Annotated in this window: 20 protein-coding genes and 1 riboswitch; of the genes, 11 read left to right on the forward strand and 9 right to left on the reverse strand. The window is 42.4% G+C overall.

Annotation, left to right across the window (positions count from 1 at the left end; all coding sequences use genetic code 11):
• Positions 1 to 34: 34 nt before the first annotated feature.
• Positions 35 to 1030 (reverse strand): nucleoside hydrolase, encoded by a 996-nt coding sequence (locus ACEN9X_RS18505; RefSeq protein WP_413666523.1) that lies wholly within the window; start codon positions 1028 to 1030, stop codon positions 35 to 37.
• Positions 1031 to 1158: 128 nt separating this feature from the next.
• Here ACEN9X_RS18505 and ACEN9X_RS18510 point away from each other — a divergent pair, with 128 nt between their 5' ends.
• Together ACEN9X_RS18510 and ACEN9X_RS18515 are read left to right on the forward strand one after the other, a co-directional pair.
• The gene (locus ACEN9X_RS18510) at positions 1159 to 1896 is read left to right on the forward strand and encodes a peptidase (protein WP_413666524.1); all 738 of its coding nucleotides are present in this window, start codon (positions 1159 to 1161) and stop codon (positions 1894 to 1896) included.
• A gap of 4 nt (positions 1897 to 1900) precedes the next feature.
• On the forward strand, positions 1901 to 2749 hold the full coding sequence (locus ACEN9X_RS18515) for a transglutaminase-like domain-containing protein (RefSeq protein WP_413666525.1): 849 nt from the start codon (positions 1901 to 1903) through the stop codon (positions 2747 to 2749).
• Positions 2750 to 3121: 372 nt separating this feature from the next.
• Here ACEN9X_RS18515 and ACEN9X_RS18520 read toward each other — a convergent pair whose 3' ends face one another.
• Positions 3122 to 3523, reverse strand: a complete 402-nt coding sequence (locus ACEN9X_RS18520) for a transmembrane 220 family protein (RefSeq protein ID WP_413666526.1) — start codon at positions 3521 to 3523, stop codon at positions 3122 to 3124.
• Between the two features lie 303 nt (positions 3524 to 3826).
• Positions 3827 to 3941, reverse strand: a riboswitch (SAM riboswitch).
• A 604-nt stretch (positions 3942 to 4545) separates the two neighbouring features.
• Here ACEN9X_RS18520 and ACEN9X_RS18525 point away from each other — a divergent pair.
• Positions 4546 to 5307: an SDR family oxidoreductase gene (locus ACEN9X_RS18525; protein ID WP_413666527.1), complete on the forward strand. Its 762-nt coding sequence runs from the start codon at positions 4546 to 4548 to the stop codon at positions 5305 to 5307.
• Between the two features lie 128 nt (positions 5308 to 5435).
• Positions 5436 to 6374, forward strand: a complete 939-nt coding sequence (locus ACEN9X_RS18530; protein WP_413666528.1) for a DUF72 domain-containing protein — start codon at positions 5436 to 5438, stop codon at positions 6372 to 6374.
• Here ACEN9X_RS18530 and ACEN9X_RS18535 read toward each other — a convergent pair.
• A complete protein-coding gene (locus ACEN9X_RS18535; RefSeq protein WP_413666529.1) occupies positions 6366 to 6869 on the reverse strand; it encodes a hypothetical protein in 504 nt (167 codons plus the stop codon). The two genes, ACEN9X_RS18530 and ACEN9X_RS18535, sit on opposite strands and share 9 nt — an antisense overlap.
• A 303-nt stretch (positions 6870 to 7172) precedes the next feature.
• On the opposite strand from ACEN9X_RS18535, the gene ACEN9X_RS18540 reads away from it, so the two are divergent.
• Positions 7173 to 8141, forward strand: coding sequence for a glycoside hydrolase family 5 protein (locus ACEN9X_RS18540; protein ID WP_413666530.1), 969 nt, complete (start codon positions 7173 to 7175; stop codon positions 8139 to 8141).
• A gap of 399 nt (positions 8142 to 8540) precedes the next feature.
• Here ACEN9X_RS18540 and ACEN9X_RS18545 read toward each other — a convergent pair whose 3' ends face one another.
• A complete protein-coding gene (locus ACEN9X_RS18545; protein WP_413666531.1) occupies positions 8541 to 10121 on the reverse strand; it encodes a GDSL-type esterase/lipase family protein in 1581 nt (526 codons plus the stop codon).
• Between the two features lie 186 nt (positions 10122 to 10307).
• Between ACEN9X_RS18545 and ACEN9X_RS18550 the strand changes: the two genes are divergently transcribed.
• Together ACEN9X_RS18550 and ACEN9X_RS18555 are read left to right on the forward strand one after the other, a co-directional pair.
• Positions 10308 to 10775, forward strand: a complete 468-nt coding sequence (locus ACEN9X_RS18550) for a hypothetical protein (protein WP_413666532.1) — start codon at positions 10308 to 10310, stop codon at positions 10773 to 10775.
• Between the two features lie 64 nt (positions 10776 to 10839).
• Positions 10840 to 11118, forward strand: coding sequence for a DUF3072 domain-containing protein (locus ACEN9X_RS18555; protein ID WP_413666533.1), 279 nt, complete (start codon positions 10840 to 10842; stop codon positions 11116 to 11118).
• A gap of 5 nt (positions 11119 to 11123) precedes the next feature.
• Here the strand turns inward: ACEN9X_RS18555 and ACEN9X_RS18560 are convergent, their stop codons facing one another.
• The 4 genes from ACEN9X_RS18560 to ACEN9X_RS18575 form a co-directional block, all read right to left on the reverse strand.
• Complete coding sequence (locus tag ACEN9X_RS18560) at positions 11124 to 11276, reverse strand: hypothetical protein (RefSeq protein ID WP_413666534.1); 153 nt, start codon at positions 11274 to 11276, stop codon at positions 11124 to 11126.
• Between the two features lie 25 nt (positions 11277 to 11301).
• The gene (locus ACEN9X_RS18565; RefSeq protein WP_413666535.1) at positions 11302 to 11610 is read right to left on the reverse strand and encodes a BLUF domain-containing protein; all 309 of its coding nucleotides are present in this window, start codon (positions 11608 to 11610) and stop codon (positions 11302 to 11304) included.
• Between the two features lie 97 nt (positions 11611 to 11707).
• Complete coding sequence (locus ACEN9X_RS18570) at positions 11708 to 12469, reverse strand: MBL fold metallo-hydrolase (RefSeq protein WP_413666536.1); 762 nt, start codon at positions 12467 to 12469, stop codon at positions 11708 to 11710.
• Positions 12466 to 12738, reverse strand: a complete 273-nt coding sequence (locus tag ACEN9X_RS18575) for a hypothetical protein (protein WP_091211965.1) — start codon at positions 12736 to 12738, stop codon at positions 12466 to 12468. The genes ACEN9X_RS18570 and ACEN9X_RS18575 overlap by 4 nt, the downstream gene beginning before the upstream one ends.
• Before the next feature lie 117 nt (positions 12739 to 12855).
• Here ACEN9X_RS18575 and ACEN9X_RS18580 point away from each other — a divergent pair, with 117 nt between their 5' ends.
• The 4 genes from ACEN9X_RS18580 to ACEN9X_RS18595 all read left to right on the forward strand — a co-directional run bounded on the left by ACEN9X_RS18580 (position 12856) and on the right by ACEN9X_RS18595 (position 16201).
• Positions 12856 to 13917: a polysaccharide deacetylase family protein gene (locus ACEN9X_RS18580; protein WP_413666537.1), complete on the forward strand. Its 1062-nt coding sequence runs from the start codon at positions 12856 to 12858 to the stop codon at positions 13915 to 13917.
• Between the two features lie 9 nt (positions 13918 to 13926).
• Positions 13927 to 14388 (forward strand): DUF4265 domain-containing protein, encoded by a 462-nt coding sequence (locus ACEN9X_RS18585; RefSeq protein ID WP_413666538.1) that lies wholly within the window; start codon positions 13927 to 13929, stop codon positions 14386 to 14388.
• Between the two features lie 72 nt (positions 14389 to 14460).
• Positions 14461 to 15645, forward strand: coding sequence for an ATP-binding protein (locus ACEN9X_RS18590; protein ID WP_413666539.1), 1185 nt, complete (start codon positions 14461 to 14463; stop codon positions 15643 to 15645).
• Between the two features lie 10 nt (positions 15646 to 15655).
• On the forward strand, positions 15656 to 16201 hold the full coding sequence (locus ACEN9X_RS18595; protein ID WP_413666540.1) for an AAA family ATPase: 546 nt from the start codon (positions 15656 to 15658) through the stop codon (positions 16199 to 16201).
• 321 nt (positions 16202 to 16522) lie between these two features.
• Here the strand turns inward: ACEN9X_RS18595 and ACEN9X_RS18600 are convergent, their stop codons facing one another.
• Positions 16523 to 17200: a LolA family protein gene (locus ACEN9X_RS18600; protein WP_413666541.1), complete on the reverse strand. Its 678-nt coding sequence runs from the start codon at positions 17198 to 17200 to the stop codon at positions 16523 to 16525.
• Positions 17201 to 17227 lie beyond the last annotated feature (27 nt).

Here is a 17227-nt window from a genome sequence, read left to right on the forward strand (position 1 = left end):
CCAAGTAGTTGGTATTTTAGTGGCGCCTACTTTTTCATTTTTTTAACGGTTGGTGCATCATCAGTTGTTCAATATCTTTTGCAATAGCATCAGGTTGTATAGCAAATTGAAGGTATGAAAATTTTTCGCCTGGTATTACTACGTCAGTGCCATCATCCTTTATTTCCATATTAAGTTTACGATAGGTAAAATAAGGTTTGGGGCCTCTGATGGCTGTTAATACAGCAGTTTCGTCCCAACTGTTGCGCCCAACAGTATTTTTATCTTTAGTGAGAGCAATCCTAAAAGCATCTTTTACCGGGCTGTTTTGTATCGATTTATTGTTAATGAGGCGAATCCCTGTCAATATCTTTTCGCCTATTTCAAAGCCGCTAAGGGTTATGGGAGTAGGCCAGTTTTTAAATACCTCCCGTGCCGAAGCTGCATCCACATTTACATTGTATTCGCTAAAACTTTTGCCATCAGTACCTATTCCGGTAGCCATAGATACCAGATTTTTTACCTTTTGTTTCACCAGTTGTTCTCCGGTTAATTTGCTGTATTTGTCGGGGCCGGACCTAAGCAGATCGGCCAGGTTAGTAAAAAATCCAACCGAAATAATGGTTACACTGCCATCGGCCTGGCTTGCCAGAATTTTACGGTAAAGGGGCACCGCCTCGATTGCCTGGCTGTTTGATTTAATGTTGTGCGGATATCGGGCAACAATAGCCTGGGCCCATCGCTGTGCGCAGTCCTTATTAGGTTTGTCTTTTTTTACAATACCTATCGGGATCTCAGGTCTGCCAAAATAAGTATTGATCACGCTGATAGTTGGGGCCGTGGTTTCAAACGCGTTACATGATATGGTAGCCAGTATTTTGGCTTCGCCTTTATCAGCAAAGGCATGCAATAAGGCCATAGCACCAACATCGTCATAGTCGCCGGCAATATCTGTATCAAAAATAACGGGGATAGGGCTGTGTTTTTGCGCTTTTGCAAAGTTTATGGTTAAAAACAACAACAGGATGGGAAGCGCTGATCTGAAACTCATTTGAAGCAGTAAAATAAAAATGATTAGGTCTTAAAAGATGTATCGGTAAATAAGTGGTTATGGTAATAAATCTCGCATTATTTAATTACTTTGGCAAGTATTAATTTATAACGAACTACGCTAATCAAATGACTTATTGCCTCGGAATTAAAGTTAAGGAGGGTTTATTGGCTATAGCCGATACCCGCATAACTTCGGGAACGGATACCACTGTAAAAAAGAAGATCACGATTGAGCAAAAGGATCATTTTTCGTTGTTTATCATGACCAGTGGTTTACGGTCGGTACGTGATAAGGCGGTAATATATTTTAACGAATTACTGGAAACAGCCGAGTTCAATAAAATGTACAAAGCTGTGAATGCATTTGGTGAGCAGGTAAAGCGCGCTGCCCAGGAAGATAAGGAATCTCTTGATGCTTCGGGCTTAAGGTTCGACCTGAACACCATTATAGGCGGGCAATTGCGTGATGATGATGAGCATAAACTTTTTTTGCTTTATCCCGAAGGAAACTGGGTTGAGTTAGGGCAGGGAGCACCCTATGTAGTTATCGGTAACTCGGGCCACGGTAAGGCTATCCTGAACCGGATCCTTGATGAGGATTCGAGCTTGAGATTAGCATTGAAAACGGGTTTCCTTTCGTTCGATTCAACAAGGGTAAGTTCAAATAATGTCGATTTTCCGATAGATGTTGCTGTTTATAAAAGGGATAGCTTCAATATTGTTGAGCAACGTTATAACAAACAAGATCTGGAGCATATCTCAACCCAATGGGCCGAGGAGCTTAAACTGGCGCTCGACCATATTTCGGAAGACTGGATGGATGCCACATTTAATAAATTGGAAGAAATAAAAACAGAAGGCTGATAGTATGAAATTCGATGTGTTTTCCCAAATGGAATATGTAGTACGGTCGCCGGGCACATTGATTTTAAATATACATGCTTTAAGGAGCACAAATCAAACGGTAATAAGTGAAGAGTTTGAATTAGAACCCTATATAAGGTTTGAGGAATTGCAAACCCTGCAGGGCGAAAACCGATTAGTGCGTTTTGATGTAAACGCTGATACCCCCAACATTAAAGTCACCTATAAGGCTACCATCGATAATTGCTATGAGGTAGCAGATTTTGGTCATTTGCAGGAAACCCACGTTTCTGAATTGCCTTCGCCGGTGCTGCCTTATCTTAACCCGAGCCGCTATTGCCAGTCGGATAAGTTATACCGCCTCGCACACAATATGTTCGGGCATATTACTAACCCCTTTGAGCAGGTGGTTGAATTAACCAACTGGATTCATAAAAACGTACAATACTTAAGCGGTTCAACCAATTCACAAACATCGGCTTTTGATACGGTGACTGAACAAGCCGGCGTTTGCCGTGATTTTGCGCACCTGGGCATAGCCCTTTGCAGGGCCTTGACCATACCGGCCCGCTATTTTACGGGCTATGCCTATCATCTTAAACCTGCCGATTTTCATGCCTGCTTTGAGGCATATCTGGGTGGCAAATGGATTCTTTTTGATGCAACGCGGTTAGTGCCTTTAAATGGCCTCATTAAAATAGCTACAGGCCATGATGCTGCCGACTCGGCCATAGCCAATATTTTTGGTGATGTTACATTTACCACTATGCAGGTAAGCTGCGAGCTTGCCGAAGATAGCTTTGAGCCGTTTTATTATGGTGATGGAGAATTTAGAGGGTTGTCGTATTTGTAAAGGAATTATTAAAAAGGAAGTCTGTATGTTGGCAACAAAAATCGGGCTTGAACTAAAGAAAATAGTTTCTACAATTCGTTGTTTATAATGATGCGTCTGTAAGTTGTTGATTATTAGGTGTGTTTTTTTGGCGGATTTTATAACATGGGCGTTGCCTGCGGACCGGGCTTTCCGTTACAAGTCCTCGCTTTGCCCACACACAAACCCGCACACGCTCCGGGTTTTTCACTGCAATACCTAACGCTGCCCAGCGCGCCATCTCTAAAACGTATTTTGCACGTCATTACGATTTTTTCCGGGGATTCCCTGGTGGTCACTCGCAATGACGATTTTTTTATTTGATGTTATTTTGTAATAAACCCTTATATAGCTTTACCGCTTCCCCTTTTTAACCGGTACTTTTTTATTTTGCTTTATACCATAAACCCAATTAGCTGCAAGCACAGCCACGCAAATTAGTAAACCAAAAAATTCGCGTACTTCTTCAACCCATGGCTTTTCGGCTTTCATGGTTTGCACAAGGCTTTCGGCGTGGTGATATTCAAACCAATCAATAAGGCCGTTATTATCAAATATCTTGTAAATGGCATAACCTGTAAAAATGGCAATGCCAACTGCGTAACCAATAGGGTAAAATTCCTTTTTAGCAGCCAGGTAGCAAAACCAGGCACAATACAGGTAAATAGGCATCCAAAGGTATGGGTCGGGATCGTTATATTGTAAACCCGCAAAAATGATAAAAAGTACAACCCATACAATGTTAAAGATCTTCATAAGTAAAAAGCAATTGCAATAATTTACACTGGTTTATCTTGCTTAAATGCAGGTTAAGCAATGCTAAATATATGAATTTAGTTTGCACTTTTTAAAGGGCGAAAAATAGTTTTTGTGCGGCTTGATTTCAGCAAAAGCAGATTCAGGAAATATGAGATGAAGAACTATTTGGAAAATTTGATGTCGCGGGCAGATTCGAACTGCCGTTTAGGGTATTGCGGACCCCCACCTATCCTCTCGGTCACGCGACTTGAAAATTATAGAAAAAAATCACTTAATCAGATCGGTTGTGGGGTGTAGATATAATTATCTCTCTCCCGTTTTGCACAGGAGCAGGAATTAGCACCTTTTACATTATGCGGATGTACAGGTTGCTAAGACGTCTTTGGGCCTTTCCCTCAGTCTTTCTTGATAAGTTATAAAAAGAACGCTTTGTCGTTGTTGACAGTGCAAATGTAAAAATAAATTATATAATTCCTATGGTTTAAGTAGTTTAATTTAATTTTTATTTGTTCGGTGTTGATTTTGAGGGAGATAAATTTATGATTAGTTGGTTATGATGTCTGCTGAAAAGACAGTCAGACGGTTTTAAGAGTTCGGGCTGTGCGATTCCCTCTCCATGGGGGCTACTTTGTGTACACATCTGTTCAGCTAAAAAATGTCATTTCGAGCCCTTGAAGGGTGGGAAATAGCGGGGGAAGGGTGAGAAATCTTTTACGATATGCATAGTTACGCGATTAAAAGCAGGGCGTATAAGATTTCTCCTCACCCGCTGATGCACAAATCCTCCCCGTGGTTCGTTCGAAATGACATCGTTTTTCAATTAATAATAAAATCATCAAGATATTTATACACAGTAGCTCCCATGGAGAAGGAATTGTCAGTCCCTTCGCTTTTACTTTTTAGTAGTCAATCTGAATAAAAAAACTGAAATGGTTACCATTTAATCTGAAGTAGTCACCATAATTTTATTCACCAACCATCGCATCTTTGTATTGTTAAAACATTAAAAAACATCAACAATGGGAACAAATAAAATTGCATTGATAACCGGTGGCAGCCGTGGCTTAGGCAAAAACGCTGCTAAGCACATCGCCCAAAAAGGGATCGATGTTATAGTAACTTATCGCAGTAAAAAAGAAGAAGCTGAAGCCGTTGTTGCCGAAATAGAATCGATGGGCCAAAAAGCTGCTGCTTTGCAACTGGATACGGGTATTGTATCCACCTTCGATGCTTTTATTGCAACACTAAAAGCAACCCTCAACGAAAAATGGAGCCGGGATACCTTTGATTTCCTGATCAATAATGCGGGTATTGATGCTGCCTCGCCATTTGCACAAACTACTGAAGAGGATTTTGATAACCTGTTTAACGTGCATTTTAAAGGCGTTTACTTTTTAACGCAGAAGAGTTTAACCGTAATTGCTGATGGTGGCCGGATCATTAATTTTTCGACCGGTTTGGCCCGTTTTTCAACTCCGGGATATGCCGCTTATGCCTCAATGAAAGGAGCTATTGAAGTATTCACCAAGTATCTTGCAAAAGAATTGGGTAGTCGCGGTATAGCCGCAAACGTTGTGGCTCCCGGTATTATCCAAACCGACTTTACCAAGGCAGCGTTCGACTCGCATCCGGGTTTGGAAGAAAGGATGGCGCAATTTACCGCTTTAGGCAGGGTGGGACAACCCGATGATATAGGCGGTGTGGTCGCATTTTTATGCACGGAGGATGCCCGCTGGATCAATGCTCAGCGTATTGAAGCTTCAGGTGGGATGTTCTTGTAGTTTAGTGAGTAGTTGATTGGGAGAGTGGTTGATTAGGTTTAATGTTGATCAAATAACCACTCACTTAATCAATTCATCAACTACTCACCTAATTAATCAAAACCGTATCTTTCCCGCAAAAAAGCAATATGGAATTTGGTAGAGTAACGGACGAAGAATTAGCAAGGGTTGATTTTACCTTGCCGGCCGATCCGCAGATAACTGTTGATGCCCTTGCCGCCGCGAAAAGTGATATGCCCCTGCAGGTGCATGTTGGCTGCGCTAAGTGGGGACGCAAGGAATGGATTGGTAAGATCTATCCCCTAAAAACCAAAGACGCTAATTTTTTAGATGAATACGTTAAGCACTTTGATTGTATTGAGCTTAACGCTACTTTTTATAACGTTTACAGTCCTGATACCGTTGCTAAATGGAAGGCTAAGGCCGATAGTAATCCCGGTTTTAAATTTTGTCCTAAGTTTTCGCAAAGTATCAGCCATATTCGCCGGTTAAAAAATGCGGAGGATATTACTACTACCTATTATGAAGGTGTCCTGGCTTTTGGCGACAAGCTTGGCCCCCTGTTTTTGCAGCTAAGCGATAATTATACACCAAAAAGTTTCCCGGAGCTGAAGGCCTATCTTGAACAATTGCCTAAAGATATCCCGGTATTTGTTGAACTGCGCCATAAAGATTGGTTTGCCGTTGCCGATAACCGCGACAGGGTATTTAACCTTTTCCGGGATCTCAATATTGGCTCTATCATAACCGATGCCAGCGGCCGCCGGGATGTGGTGCACATGGCTTTACCAACACCTCATGCTTTCATTCGCTTTGTAGGCAATAGTCTGCACCCTACAGATTATGCCCGTGTTGATGAATGGGTAAAGCGGATCAAAAACTGGAAGGAGCAGGGCCTTAAATCGGTATGGTTTTTTATGCACCAGCACGATGAGCGCTACTCGCCCGAACTGGCCGATTATGTAGTTGAGGAATTAAACAAGGCATTGGGCACGCAGTTAATGCGCCCTCAATTTATCCAGAGAGACGATAATAAGCCAACAGCCCAAACCTCGCTGTTATTGTAATGGCTCGGTAGTAGCTGGTGGAATTTTTAAGGCTGGATTAAAGTTTGGGATCAGCTGCTGCACCTTATCGGCAGTTGAATTATTCATATCCAGGAACGACCAGTTTTTGCCGCCATCTCCGCTAACCGCCAGCAGGTTACTGTGCATGGCCATGCGCCCTTTAGTACTGGTCATAATAATAGTTTCGGGCAGCAGGCAGTGGGTTTCTTTTCCTGCTTTATAAAATTTACCCGGGGTACCTACCGTAATACTTTCAAAACTGATACCTGCAGTTTTCATTTGCTGCATGGCAGCGCTTATCATGGCTGTCATTTTTTCTTTGCCACCGGCCATTTGTACAGCTTTGGGATAGGTATAATTAACTATGCTTTTATAATCGCCTTTAGTCATGCTTTGCGCCATTAGGGTTGCCTGCTGTTTTACAACGGCAGGGTTTTGGGCATGTAAAGCCAGTGGTGATAATATGATGATCAGGAGCCTGAATACGTTTTTCATAGGATGTTTTTATTTTTTTGATGATTTCATCGGCGAGCTGATTGGTGCCATCAACTTTGCCATTGTATTTAAGTCCCAATATCCGATTTACTAAATTAAAAACATCAACATTTTTAAAAGAAGGTATTGGTTTTACTTTTTCATGCTGAAACAATAATGCGCGAATGTAGATAAAAAGCATTCCCTGAATAATAACGGTTGATAAACTTTGGCTGTTTTTACCATTATCTAATCAAATTTTTACATGTTGCTTTAAAACCAATAACGTAGCTATAAATTACTTGCCTTTAAATTTGATAACAGATGAAGGTCTTTATAGCGCTTTTATTATTGGTTGCATTTAGTTATTCTGTATCAGCCCAAACGCCTGTAATTCAAAACGGTAAATTGAAGATTGAAAACGGTGTACTCGTGAACGAACACGGTTCCGCTCCCCGGTTGCGGGGGATTAGCCTCTCGTGGTCGCTTTGGCAGGGGCATAAGTATTATAATCCCGGAGTGGTAAGTTGGCTTGCCGACGATTTTAAAGCCTTGATTATTCGTGCATCAATGGGCGTGCAGCCCGATAGCGGTTACCTGCAACAGCCCGAACAGCAAAAAGAACTCATTGTTAATGTGGTTGATCAGGCTATAAGGAGCGGGATTTATGTATTGATAGACTGGCACGATCATCATTCAAACCAGCATGTTAGCCAGTCGAGAGATTTTTTTCGGCAGATGGCTAAAAAGTATGCCGGCGTGCCTAATGTGATCTACGAGGTCTGGAATGAACCCGAAAAAACTGACTGGAAAACGGTTAAAGATTATGCGCTGCAGATCATCCCCGAAATTCGGAAATATGATAAGGATAACATCATAGTAGTTGGCAGCCCGCACTGGGACCAGGATGTAGACATTGCCGCTGCCGATCCGATAAAGGACTACAACAACATAGCCTATTCTTTCCATTTTTATGCCAGCGACCCATATCACCAGGAAGCACTACGTGCAAAAGCTGATAAAGCCATAGCATTAAAGCTACCATTGATCATTACAGAGTGGGGAGTAGGGGAAGCCAATGGCGATGGTGAGTTTAACCTTCAGAAGAGCCAAACCTGGCTCAAATGGATGGAAGACAATAAGCTAAGCTGGACTAACTGGAACGTAACCGATAAACACGAAACCACCGCCCTGCTGCAACACAATGCCCCGGTTTATGGCGGCTGGACAGAAGCTAACCTAACCCCCGCAGGGATCTTTATCAGGAATGTATTGAGGGAGGTGAACAAGTAGAGGGTATAAGTTTGAATTTTTTATGCCGTTGTTGTCACCATAGGTGTTCGGAAGATTTTTTAATTCCCTCCTTGGGGAGGGGGGCGGCAGATTTGTGTAGTGGCAGGGAGGGGTTTATGCGTCGTTAAAGCAGATAAGCCTATGCCGTTGTTGGTCTTGTCACCAACAACCACCAGATAGGGCACCAGTTGGATGGTGTAGAGTTGTTGGTGACAACACCAACAACGGCCAGTTTGAATATTTATGGGGAGGGATTGAGTACCTTATAAAATATGTCATTGCGAGGAGCGAAAATGGGCATGAGCCTGGGCGCGACGTGGCAATCGCATGCTATACAGAGTGGCCATGCCTCCGTGCGATTGCTTCGGCGTTCCTCCTCGCAATGACATATTTTTCATTTTACTTCTTCTTCAAAGCCTCTGCAATCCCCTTTTCTACTAATGGCCCCATTATCCGGTATCCTTCAACAGTAGGGTGTACGCCATCGGCGGCAAGGTTTTTGGGCAGGCCTTTGCGCCCGTCGGCCATGGCACTATGATAATCCACATACACCATTTTGTTGGCATCGGCAAAAGCCTTGATCATAGCATTAAGCTGGATAACTTTTTGAGCCGGTTCCATGCCGGGGCGCCACGGGAAGGCATAGGCGGGCAGCACCGAGCATAAAACCACTTTAATATTGGCCGCTTTAGCCAATAAGGCCATGGATTGGATATTGCCAAAGATGTCTTCAATAGCTATCGGTCCATTATTTTGAGCAATATCATTGATGCCGGCAAGGATCACGACTGCGCCGGGTTTCAGGTTGATCACGTCCTCGCGGAAGCGTACCAGCATCTGGGTGGTGGTTTGCCCGCTGATGCCACGGTTATAATATGGCTTACCGCTCCAAAAAGTTGAATCCCTGTTGAGCCAGAAGTCGGTAATGGAATCGCCCATGTAAACTACGCTTTTAGGGTTGGGGGCCGATGCTTTTATTTTATCATTATCAGTTTTGTAGCGGCCCATATTAGCCCAGTCTTTGTGAAACGAATCTTCCCATTGCTTATGGTAAGCCTCCCATTGCTCGTTCCTTTCTTTAACCGTTTTTATTTTAGGATCTACTGGTTTAAGAAAGCCTTTAAGCTCCAGCCAGTCGTTAAAACGCTCAATCCAGTTATCCGTAGGCAGGTTTTGTTTACGCATGCCAAAACCATGGCCTCCCTTTGCGTACATGTGCAGTTCGGCGCTGTGATTTGATGCCAGCCACTTATTGTAGAGCTCCACACTATGCGGCGCCAGGCCAAGCTGATCATCAGTGGCAGCTGCAATGAACATTGGTGGTGCATCGTCGGGGATTTTTGAAAGCAGCTCGGGCGGTATATAGCCATAAATAGGTGCGTCAAAATCAGGTTTGTTAGCGGCTGTATAGTTAAATGCGGCCGCGCCGGCCAGTGTACCGCCTGCCGAAAAGCCCATAATCCCAATGCGCTGCGGCGAAAGATGGTATTCTGTAGCATGTTCACGTACATAAGCGAGTGCCGCGCGTGCATCGGCAACAGCCAGTGGAATGATGGGAGCTACCTGTTTGGGAAAGTCTTTCTGGCTCATTTTGGCTATCAGCTCCTTTACCGGATCGTTGGTTAAACTATGTGCCAGCCTGTATTTCAATACAAAACAGGTAACACCTTGTTTATTGAGCCACTTAGCTACATCGTAACCTTCGCTGTTAATAGATAACGTATGGAAACCACCACCCGGACAAATAACTACCGCAGTGCCGGTGTTAATTGCCGAATCGGGCAGAAAAACGCTCAATGAGGGGCGGGTAACGTTGTAAACTACTTTGGTGTTAAAAGCATTATTATCGCTTTCATCCTCATTCCAGCTCCAGTTTTCGGAGCCGGGAGCAGCGTCGGGATAAAGTGGAATAACTTTTTGCTGGGCCCGTGCGCCAAATGCTGACAATAGGAGTAAAGTGCCTATCAGTTTTAATTTCATGGGAGATTAATTCAGGTTAAATGTTGATGTACAAAAATAACAGCATAAAGCTAAACCGCAAGTTGCCTAAACGTTTTAGCAGAAATGAACCTCAATTTAATCAGAGTATCTGTAACCTCCCCGTAAAATATCTGTTATAAGATTTAATGACAGATATTTTCAGTATCTTAAACATTCCTGATTTATATGACTGTTGCGTTTTCCCATATCAAAAATCTGCTCCGGATTTTACCGTTGTTAGTTTTGCTTGGGGCATGTGCCAAACAAAAAAAGATTTTTCAAAGCGATTGCAATATTTCCAAAGACTATAAAAAGGTTTCTTTTACCGAGCTTATCAATAATATCGAAAAATACGATAAGCAATATGTGGAGGTGAGCGGCAAATACAAGGAGGGGAATGAGCAATCGGCGCTTTTTAACGATAGCCTTTTTTCAAATCACGATCTGCATAATGCTATATGGGTTGATTTTAGCCAGGATTGTCCGCTTTATTTACCGGGGACACATATCGGGTTGTTTACTTATAATGATGGTCAGTTTACTCAAATGAATAAACGTAAAGTAACCATTCGCGGTGTGGTTGATGCGAGCGATAAAGGCCATTTAAAACAATACAAGGGTGCTATTGACAGGGTAAGCTTTATTGAGTTGTGACCGCAATGTTGCTCATTCTAAAACAATGTGATATCCGGGCGGTTGTTGCTATAAAACAGTAGTTATGGCTATCAACCCCAATGATGTAACCGATAACGGCTTTTTTGATGAGTCGGACGATGAAGAGATCATTAACCAAAATCATATAAAAGGCTCAAACAAGGTAAAAGACCCTGATGAATGGACAACAGGCGATGAACCTATGACCGGGGCACAACATTCTTATCTTAAAACATTATCGGACGAAGCCGGTGAAGAGTTTGACGGATCATTGACCAAGGCCGAAGCATCCAAACGGATAGATGAGCTTCAACATAAAACCGGCCGCGGATTAAATAATTAAGGCTTTTAAAATGAAATAGATAATCTGTTGGTTTCGGCAAAAGTTTTGAGCATAACAACAGTAGCGTGGTTATTGTTGCCTATGAAGTTTTTAGCCGAAGGGCTTAAATAGCCTTCTATTAATTCCAGTTCATCTGCATTTACCGATGCAAAAGCCATAGACCATTTAGGGAAGATCCTTTCTTCAACACTTCCGGGTTATCATCAGGATAATATTACGATGGCGAAAATCGAGCTCAATAGCTTTGTAGATGGTGTAAAGGTCTTCTTTTTCGCCCTCAAGTGCTTGTATAAAAGTGCCTTCACTGTAAAGTAGCATGCCTGTAACATTATACTTTGCGTTTTTTATTCGCGCTGTTTGTAGCAGGTCCAGTAATTCATCATCACTCATTAACTTTTTAGCTGTGCTTACATAAACAAGATATTCCATGAAATTAGGGTCAATTGCCAGGTTGATATACAAAGATTTATAAACAAAAACAGATGAGTTCATGTACTAAAATCGCTCGCCGCTTAAATAATTAATTAAAATTAGGGGCTGTTTTATTTGCGTAACTGCGAAGAAAAGGTGCCGCGAATTTATAGAGACGTTAAATAGTCAATTTCAGGCCGTCATAAGCCAGTTCTATACCGGCAGGCAACTCTTTAGATACATCTGCATGTTTACCGAGCCTGTGGCTTATGTGTGTAAAGTAAGTGGTTTCTGCCCCAATATCATTGGCAAAAGCGATGGCTTCTTCAAGCGTAAAATGAGAGATATGGGTTTCCTTTTGCAGGGCGTTTATCACTAAAATTTTAGTGCCTTTTATTTTTTTCTTTTCGGTATCCGGGATGGTTTTGGCATCGGTAAGGTACGTGAAATCTTTAACCCTGAAACCTTTAATTGGCAACCTGTAATGAAATACCTCGATAGGGATGAGCTCAATATTGCCAATTTTGAATGGCTCAAGCGCAATAGTATGCATGTTTACCTGCGGAATACCCGGATATCCGGCGCCATCAAAAATATAAGGAAATTCACGTGCCAGAGCATTTTGAACACGTTCGTCTGCATAAATATCCATCGGTACATTTTGCTTGTAGTTAAACGCACGGATATCGTCCATACCTGCAATATGGTCTTTATGTTCATGCGTAAAAACTATGGCATCAAGGTGTTGTACATTAGCCCGCAGCATCTGGTACCTGAAATCAGGGCCCGAATCAATTGAAATAACTTTATCTTCGGCTTCAATTAAAACAGAGCTGCGCAGGCGCTTATCATGTTTGTCTGTTGAAAGGCACACCTCGCAATTACAGGCAATAACAGGTACGCCCTGCGATGTTCCGGTTCCTAAAAATGTTATGGTCACAGCTGCAGTTTTGTTTGTTTAATTTCCTGCAAAAATGCAATCTGTTTATCATCAAGCAGCTTGTAATCTACCTCAAGTTCGCGCAATAGTTCAACCAAAGCAAGGATCTTGCTTTCCAGGTTAGAGAAACGGTTCACTACGATCATTTTGCTATTAAGCAGCAGGCAGGCGCCGGTTTTAAAGTTGCCCTTTTCATAACGCACCTTGTAACCGGCCGTTTTTAACAGCATTTCCAGTTTCTCGAGTGTATGGTTAGTTGCGGGAAGCATTAATTTCAAAAGTAGTAAAAATGGGTGTATTTGCAGGGCTTAAATTGGCATTTGCATGTCACATTTGGTAATTAAATTTCTATTTTTAACTACCTTTTATATCCTAAAATTATCCGGATGAAGAACTTACTGCTTACCGTTGCCGGTATTGTTTTCGGCATAACCGTTTGTGCCCAGCAAACCAAAACCTATGCCGAAAAGCTTGGCTGGCCAAAAGGTGCACGTGTAATAATCTTGCATGTTGATGATGCGGGTATGTCGCACGAATCAAATGAGGGCGTGGAGAAAGCCATTGGCGATGGCGTTGCAACATCAACCAGTGTAATGATGCCCTGTCCCTGGGTATCCGATTTTAAACATTATATGGATCAACATCCGGGTATTGATGCCGGGCTGCATTTAACCCTCACCTCCGAATGGCAAAATTACCGCTGGGGCCCGCTGGCCGGCAAAACCACGGTTCCTGGCCTGGTGGATAAAGAGGGCGCGTTCTGGCCGGGAGTGGTCGCCGTTTATTTTCGGGCCACACCTGATGAGATCGACAAAGAAATAAGGGCCCAGCTCGACCGTGCGCTGGCTATGGGTTTTACGCCTACGCATCTCGACTCGCATATGGGAACCTTGTTTGCCAAGCCTGCTTTTCTTGAAAAATATATTAACCTGGGGATTGAAAAGAAGATCCCGGTAATGCTACCCGGTGGCGAAGATCTTTTTTACCGTGCTGAAGCAAAAAACGCTACAATAGCCCAGCTTAAAAAAGACGGTAAATACACCGAGGGCATGACCATCTCCGAACCGGCAGAACTGAACAAGGTGAGGGACCTTGGCGAACTGGTGTGGAAAGGTGGTTTGCCTGTATTGGATGATCTTGATAACTCAAGTTATGATTGGGTAATGCCTGACATTGAAAAAGCTACAGATAAGGAATTGCAAAAATGGTACACCGATCATTATATCGAAAATTTTGATCGCTTTTCGCCCGGGTTAACTATGGTGCTGATGCATTGTACACAGCCATCGCCCCAATTTAAAAATATCTGCAACGAAGGTCAGAAACGAAAAGGCGACCTGCTGGCCATGACCGATCCGCGACTAAAAGCTTATTTAAAGCAAAAAGGCTTTATTTTAACCACCTGGAAAGAGGTGATGGAGCGGAGGGTTAAAGCGGGAAATGAGTAAGTTTGTTTTATGGCTGATGATAAACATGTAAAAATACTATTCAGGTTATATAGCACTATTTTAGAAGAGATGACCGTAGAAACCATGTGGGCTAAAGTGGTTAATGAAGAAGAGGGTCTTTATGCCTTGGATAATATCCCTTTTTACCTGCCGATTATTGCAGCGGATGATATTGTATTTGCCGAATATGATGCCGATGAACAAATGCTCACTTACCGCGAAACGAGAGAATATTCCGGTAATTCAACCATTCATGTGATTTTAATGAATGATACTGCCGACCTCAAGAGTATCGGCAAATTATTCGAAGAATTGGGATGCAACTGGGAGGGCCTGAGTAATAAATATTTTGCTATGGATGTACCGGCTTCGGTTAATTATAGTGTAGTTAAAGCGCGTTTAGAAGAATTGAAAGAGCAGGATATTATAGATTATGCAGAATCGTGTTTATCGGAAGAGCATCAATATTAAAAATTAATGGCAACTTTGAATTACTCAATACATTGAGTAATTTTACTCAGTGTATTGAGTAAAATTAATTTTATGTATGAAAGATCTTATCTCCAATCCTTTATAAAAAGAATTAAGGAATCCCGCCGCTTTATTCAGGTAATAATGGGCCCCCGGCAGGTAGGGAAAACTACGCTTGTCGGTCAGTTATTGAAAAAAACGGATGTGCCATATGTTTTTGAGTCTGCAGATGCTATCTCAGCCTCTAACTCAGTTTGGGTTGATCAACTGTGGGAAAGCGTACGGGTAAAAATGGATCAGCAAGATGCAAAGGAATTTTTGCTGATTATAGACGAAATTCAAAAGATAAGTAACTGGAGCGAAATTGTTAAGCGTTTATGGGATAAGGATACGCTCGATGATAGAAATCTTAAGGTCATATTATTAGGCTCATCACGGTTGTTACTACAGCAAGGGCTTACCGAGTCACTTGCCGGGCGTTTTGAAAGTACCTATATCAGCCATTGGTCGTTTACCGAAATGCGCGATGCCTTTGGGTGGAGCGCAGATCAGTTTGCCTGGTTTGGTGGCTACCCGGGATCGGCCTCGTTAATTGATGATGAAGAGCGTTGGAAGAATTATGTTAATAATTCATTAATTGAAACCAGTATATCTAAAGATATTTTGATGCTTACCAGGGTTGATAAACCTGCTTTAATGAAAAGGCTGTTTGAATTAGGTTGTCTTTATTCGGGGCAGATACTTTCATACACAAAACTTCAGGGTCAACTATTAGATGCGGGAAATACCACTACGCTATCTCATTATTTAACACTGTTGGATACAGCAGGTTTGTTGGGAGGGATTGAAAAATATGCTGCCGATATTATCCGCAAACGCTCATCGAGCCCCAAATTCCAGGTGCACAATACTGCGTTGATCAGCGCTCAAAGCAACGAGATGTTTAATGAAATTGTTGCCAACCCTGCGGACTGGGGGCGTATAGTTGAATCATCAGTTGGCGCTCACTTAACTAATTTTGCCTTAACTGAAGGGTTTAAAGTATATTATTGGCGAAATGGAAATGATGAAGTTGATTTTGTCCTGGAACGCCGTGGTAAAGTTATTGCACTTGAGGTGAAGAGCAATAATGATAAAGAAACAACGGGGATGAAAGAGTTTCAAAAACAGTTTAATCCCAATAAGATATTGCTGATCGGCAAGCAAGGTTTAAGCTGGCAGGAATTTCTGTCAATTAATCCTGCCGAGCTATTTTAATAATCTATTTATGCGCATCAACATCTTCGGTGCTTCAGGGTCAGGAGTAACCACCCTCGGCCAGGCTTTAAGTGAAAAACTTGGCTATCCCTATTTCGACAGCGATCATTATTTCTGGTTCCCTTCCAATCCTCCCTTTATTAACCGGCGACCGCCCGAAGAGAGAAATACTATGATCAACAATGAAATAGCAGGTAACGAAAATTGGATCCTTGGCGGCTCGGTTATCAATTGGAATAATAACTGGCAATTTGACCTGTCGGTATTTTTATATATTCCACCGGCTATAAGGATTCGGCGTTTGGAGGAAAGGGAACATGAACGCTACGGCGATATTATCTATACAGATAAAGAGCGAAACCGGCTTTATAATGAGTTTATTGATTGGGCGCGCGGTTATGATGAGCTTATTACCAATAGCCGCAGCCTGCATTCGCACAAAAACTGGATGAATAATCTTAAAACGCCTTTGCTGATTATTGAAGGGGATACTGCTGTTGAGGAAAGGGTGGAGGTTGTCTTAGAGAAGATTAAGGAGCTAAATTTACCAAGATAAACTGCCGCTGCCCGCCAGGAGGCCATAGCTGTTGGGAAGATGAAAGATCGCTGGGAATATTGTTTAAAAGACCATGTCATTGCGAGGAGGAACGACGAAGCAATCTCGTAGCTATGCAGATCGGACAGGCATTGGCTACGAGATTGCCACGCTGCGCTCGCAATGACATGGCTTTTTTTGTTTTTCTACGAACCTTTCATCTTCCCAACACCTGTGGCAGGCGGCGAGCGGCGGCGAATTACAATAAAAAAAGCGGAAGGTAAAACCTCCCGCTTTAAAATATCTCAAATCTCACGTCTCAAATCTCATATCTAAAAGAGATTACCTTAAGTCCACCAATTCAACACCGGGGTGACCTTTGGTATCCCAGGCAAAAGTAGCATCAGGAGCGGGTACGTTAGGAGTAAAGGTACGCACAGTATAAGTGTATCTGTTGCCGTTTTTATCAAACAGTAAAGCGCTATAGATCTGTTTTTTTACTTTATCGATAGTCAGCTTTACTTTAAAAATGGCTTTTTTATCATCCTCCGGAGTAAGTTCGATAGTTTGATATGCTTTGCCGGCTATCTTTTGCTCGCCGGTATACAGGTACTTAAAACCTTTTTCATACATGGTAAAGATCTGGGCCGGATTGCTTAGTCCGTCGCCGCCTTTATCTGCGTCGCTTACCTGTACCTCTTTGTCTTTTTTAAGATAGGTCCACTGGCTTTTGCCATCGCTCATGATTTCTTTGTCAACCTCGGGTTTTGCAGCCGAATTATAGAGTGTAACCCGATATTTGCCGGTTTTTGCTTTTGATATCAGGGTGCCGGTTTGTGTTTCCTTGATACCAGCCTGTTGATTATTCAGGCTAAAAGTAAAATCGGTTTTAATAACATCATATGAACGGTATTTTTGGCTTACCTGGTTTAAAATGGCTTTTGCCTGGCTGTCTTTCTGTGCAAAAGCCGTGCTGTATGTACTTATTGCTAAAATGGTATATGCTATGATCTTTTTCATTCAGTTTTATTCAACAACAACTATTAT

The sequence above is a fragment of the Mucilaginibacter sp. Mucisp86 genome, assembly GCF_047324315.1.
GTDB lineage: Bacteria > Bacteroidota > Bacteroidia > Sphingobacteriales > Sphingobacteriaceae > Mucilaginibacter.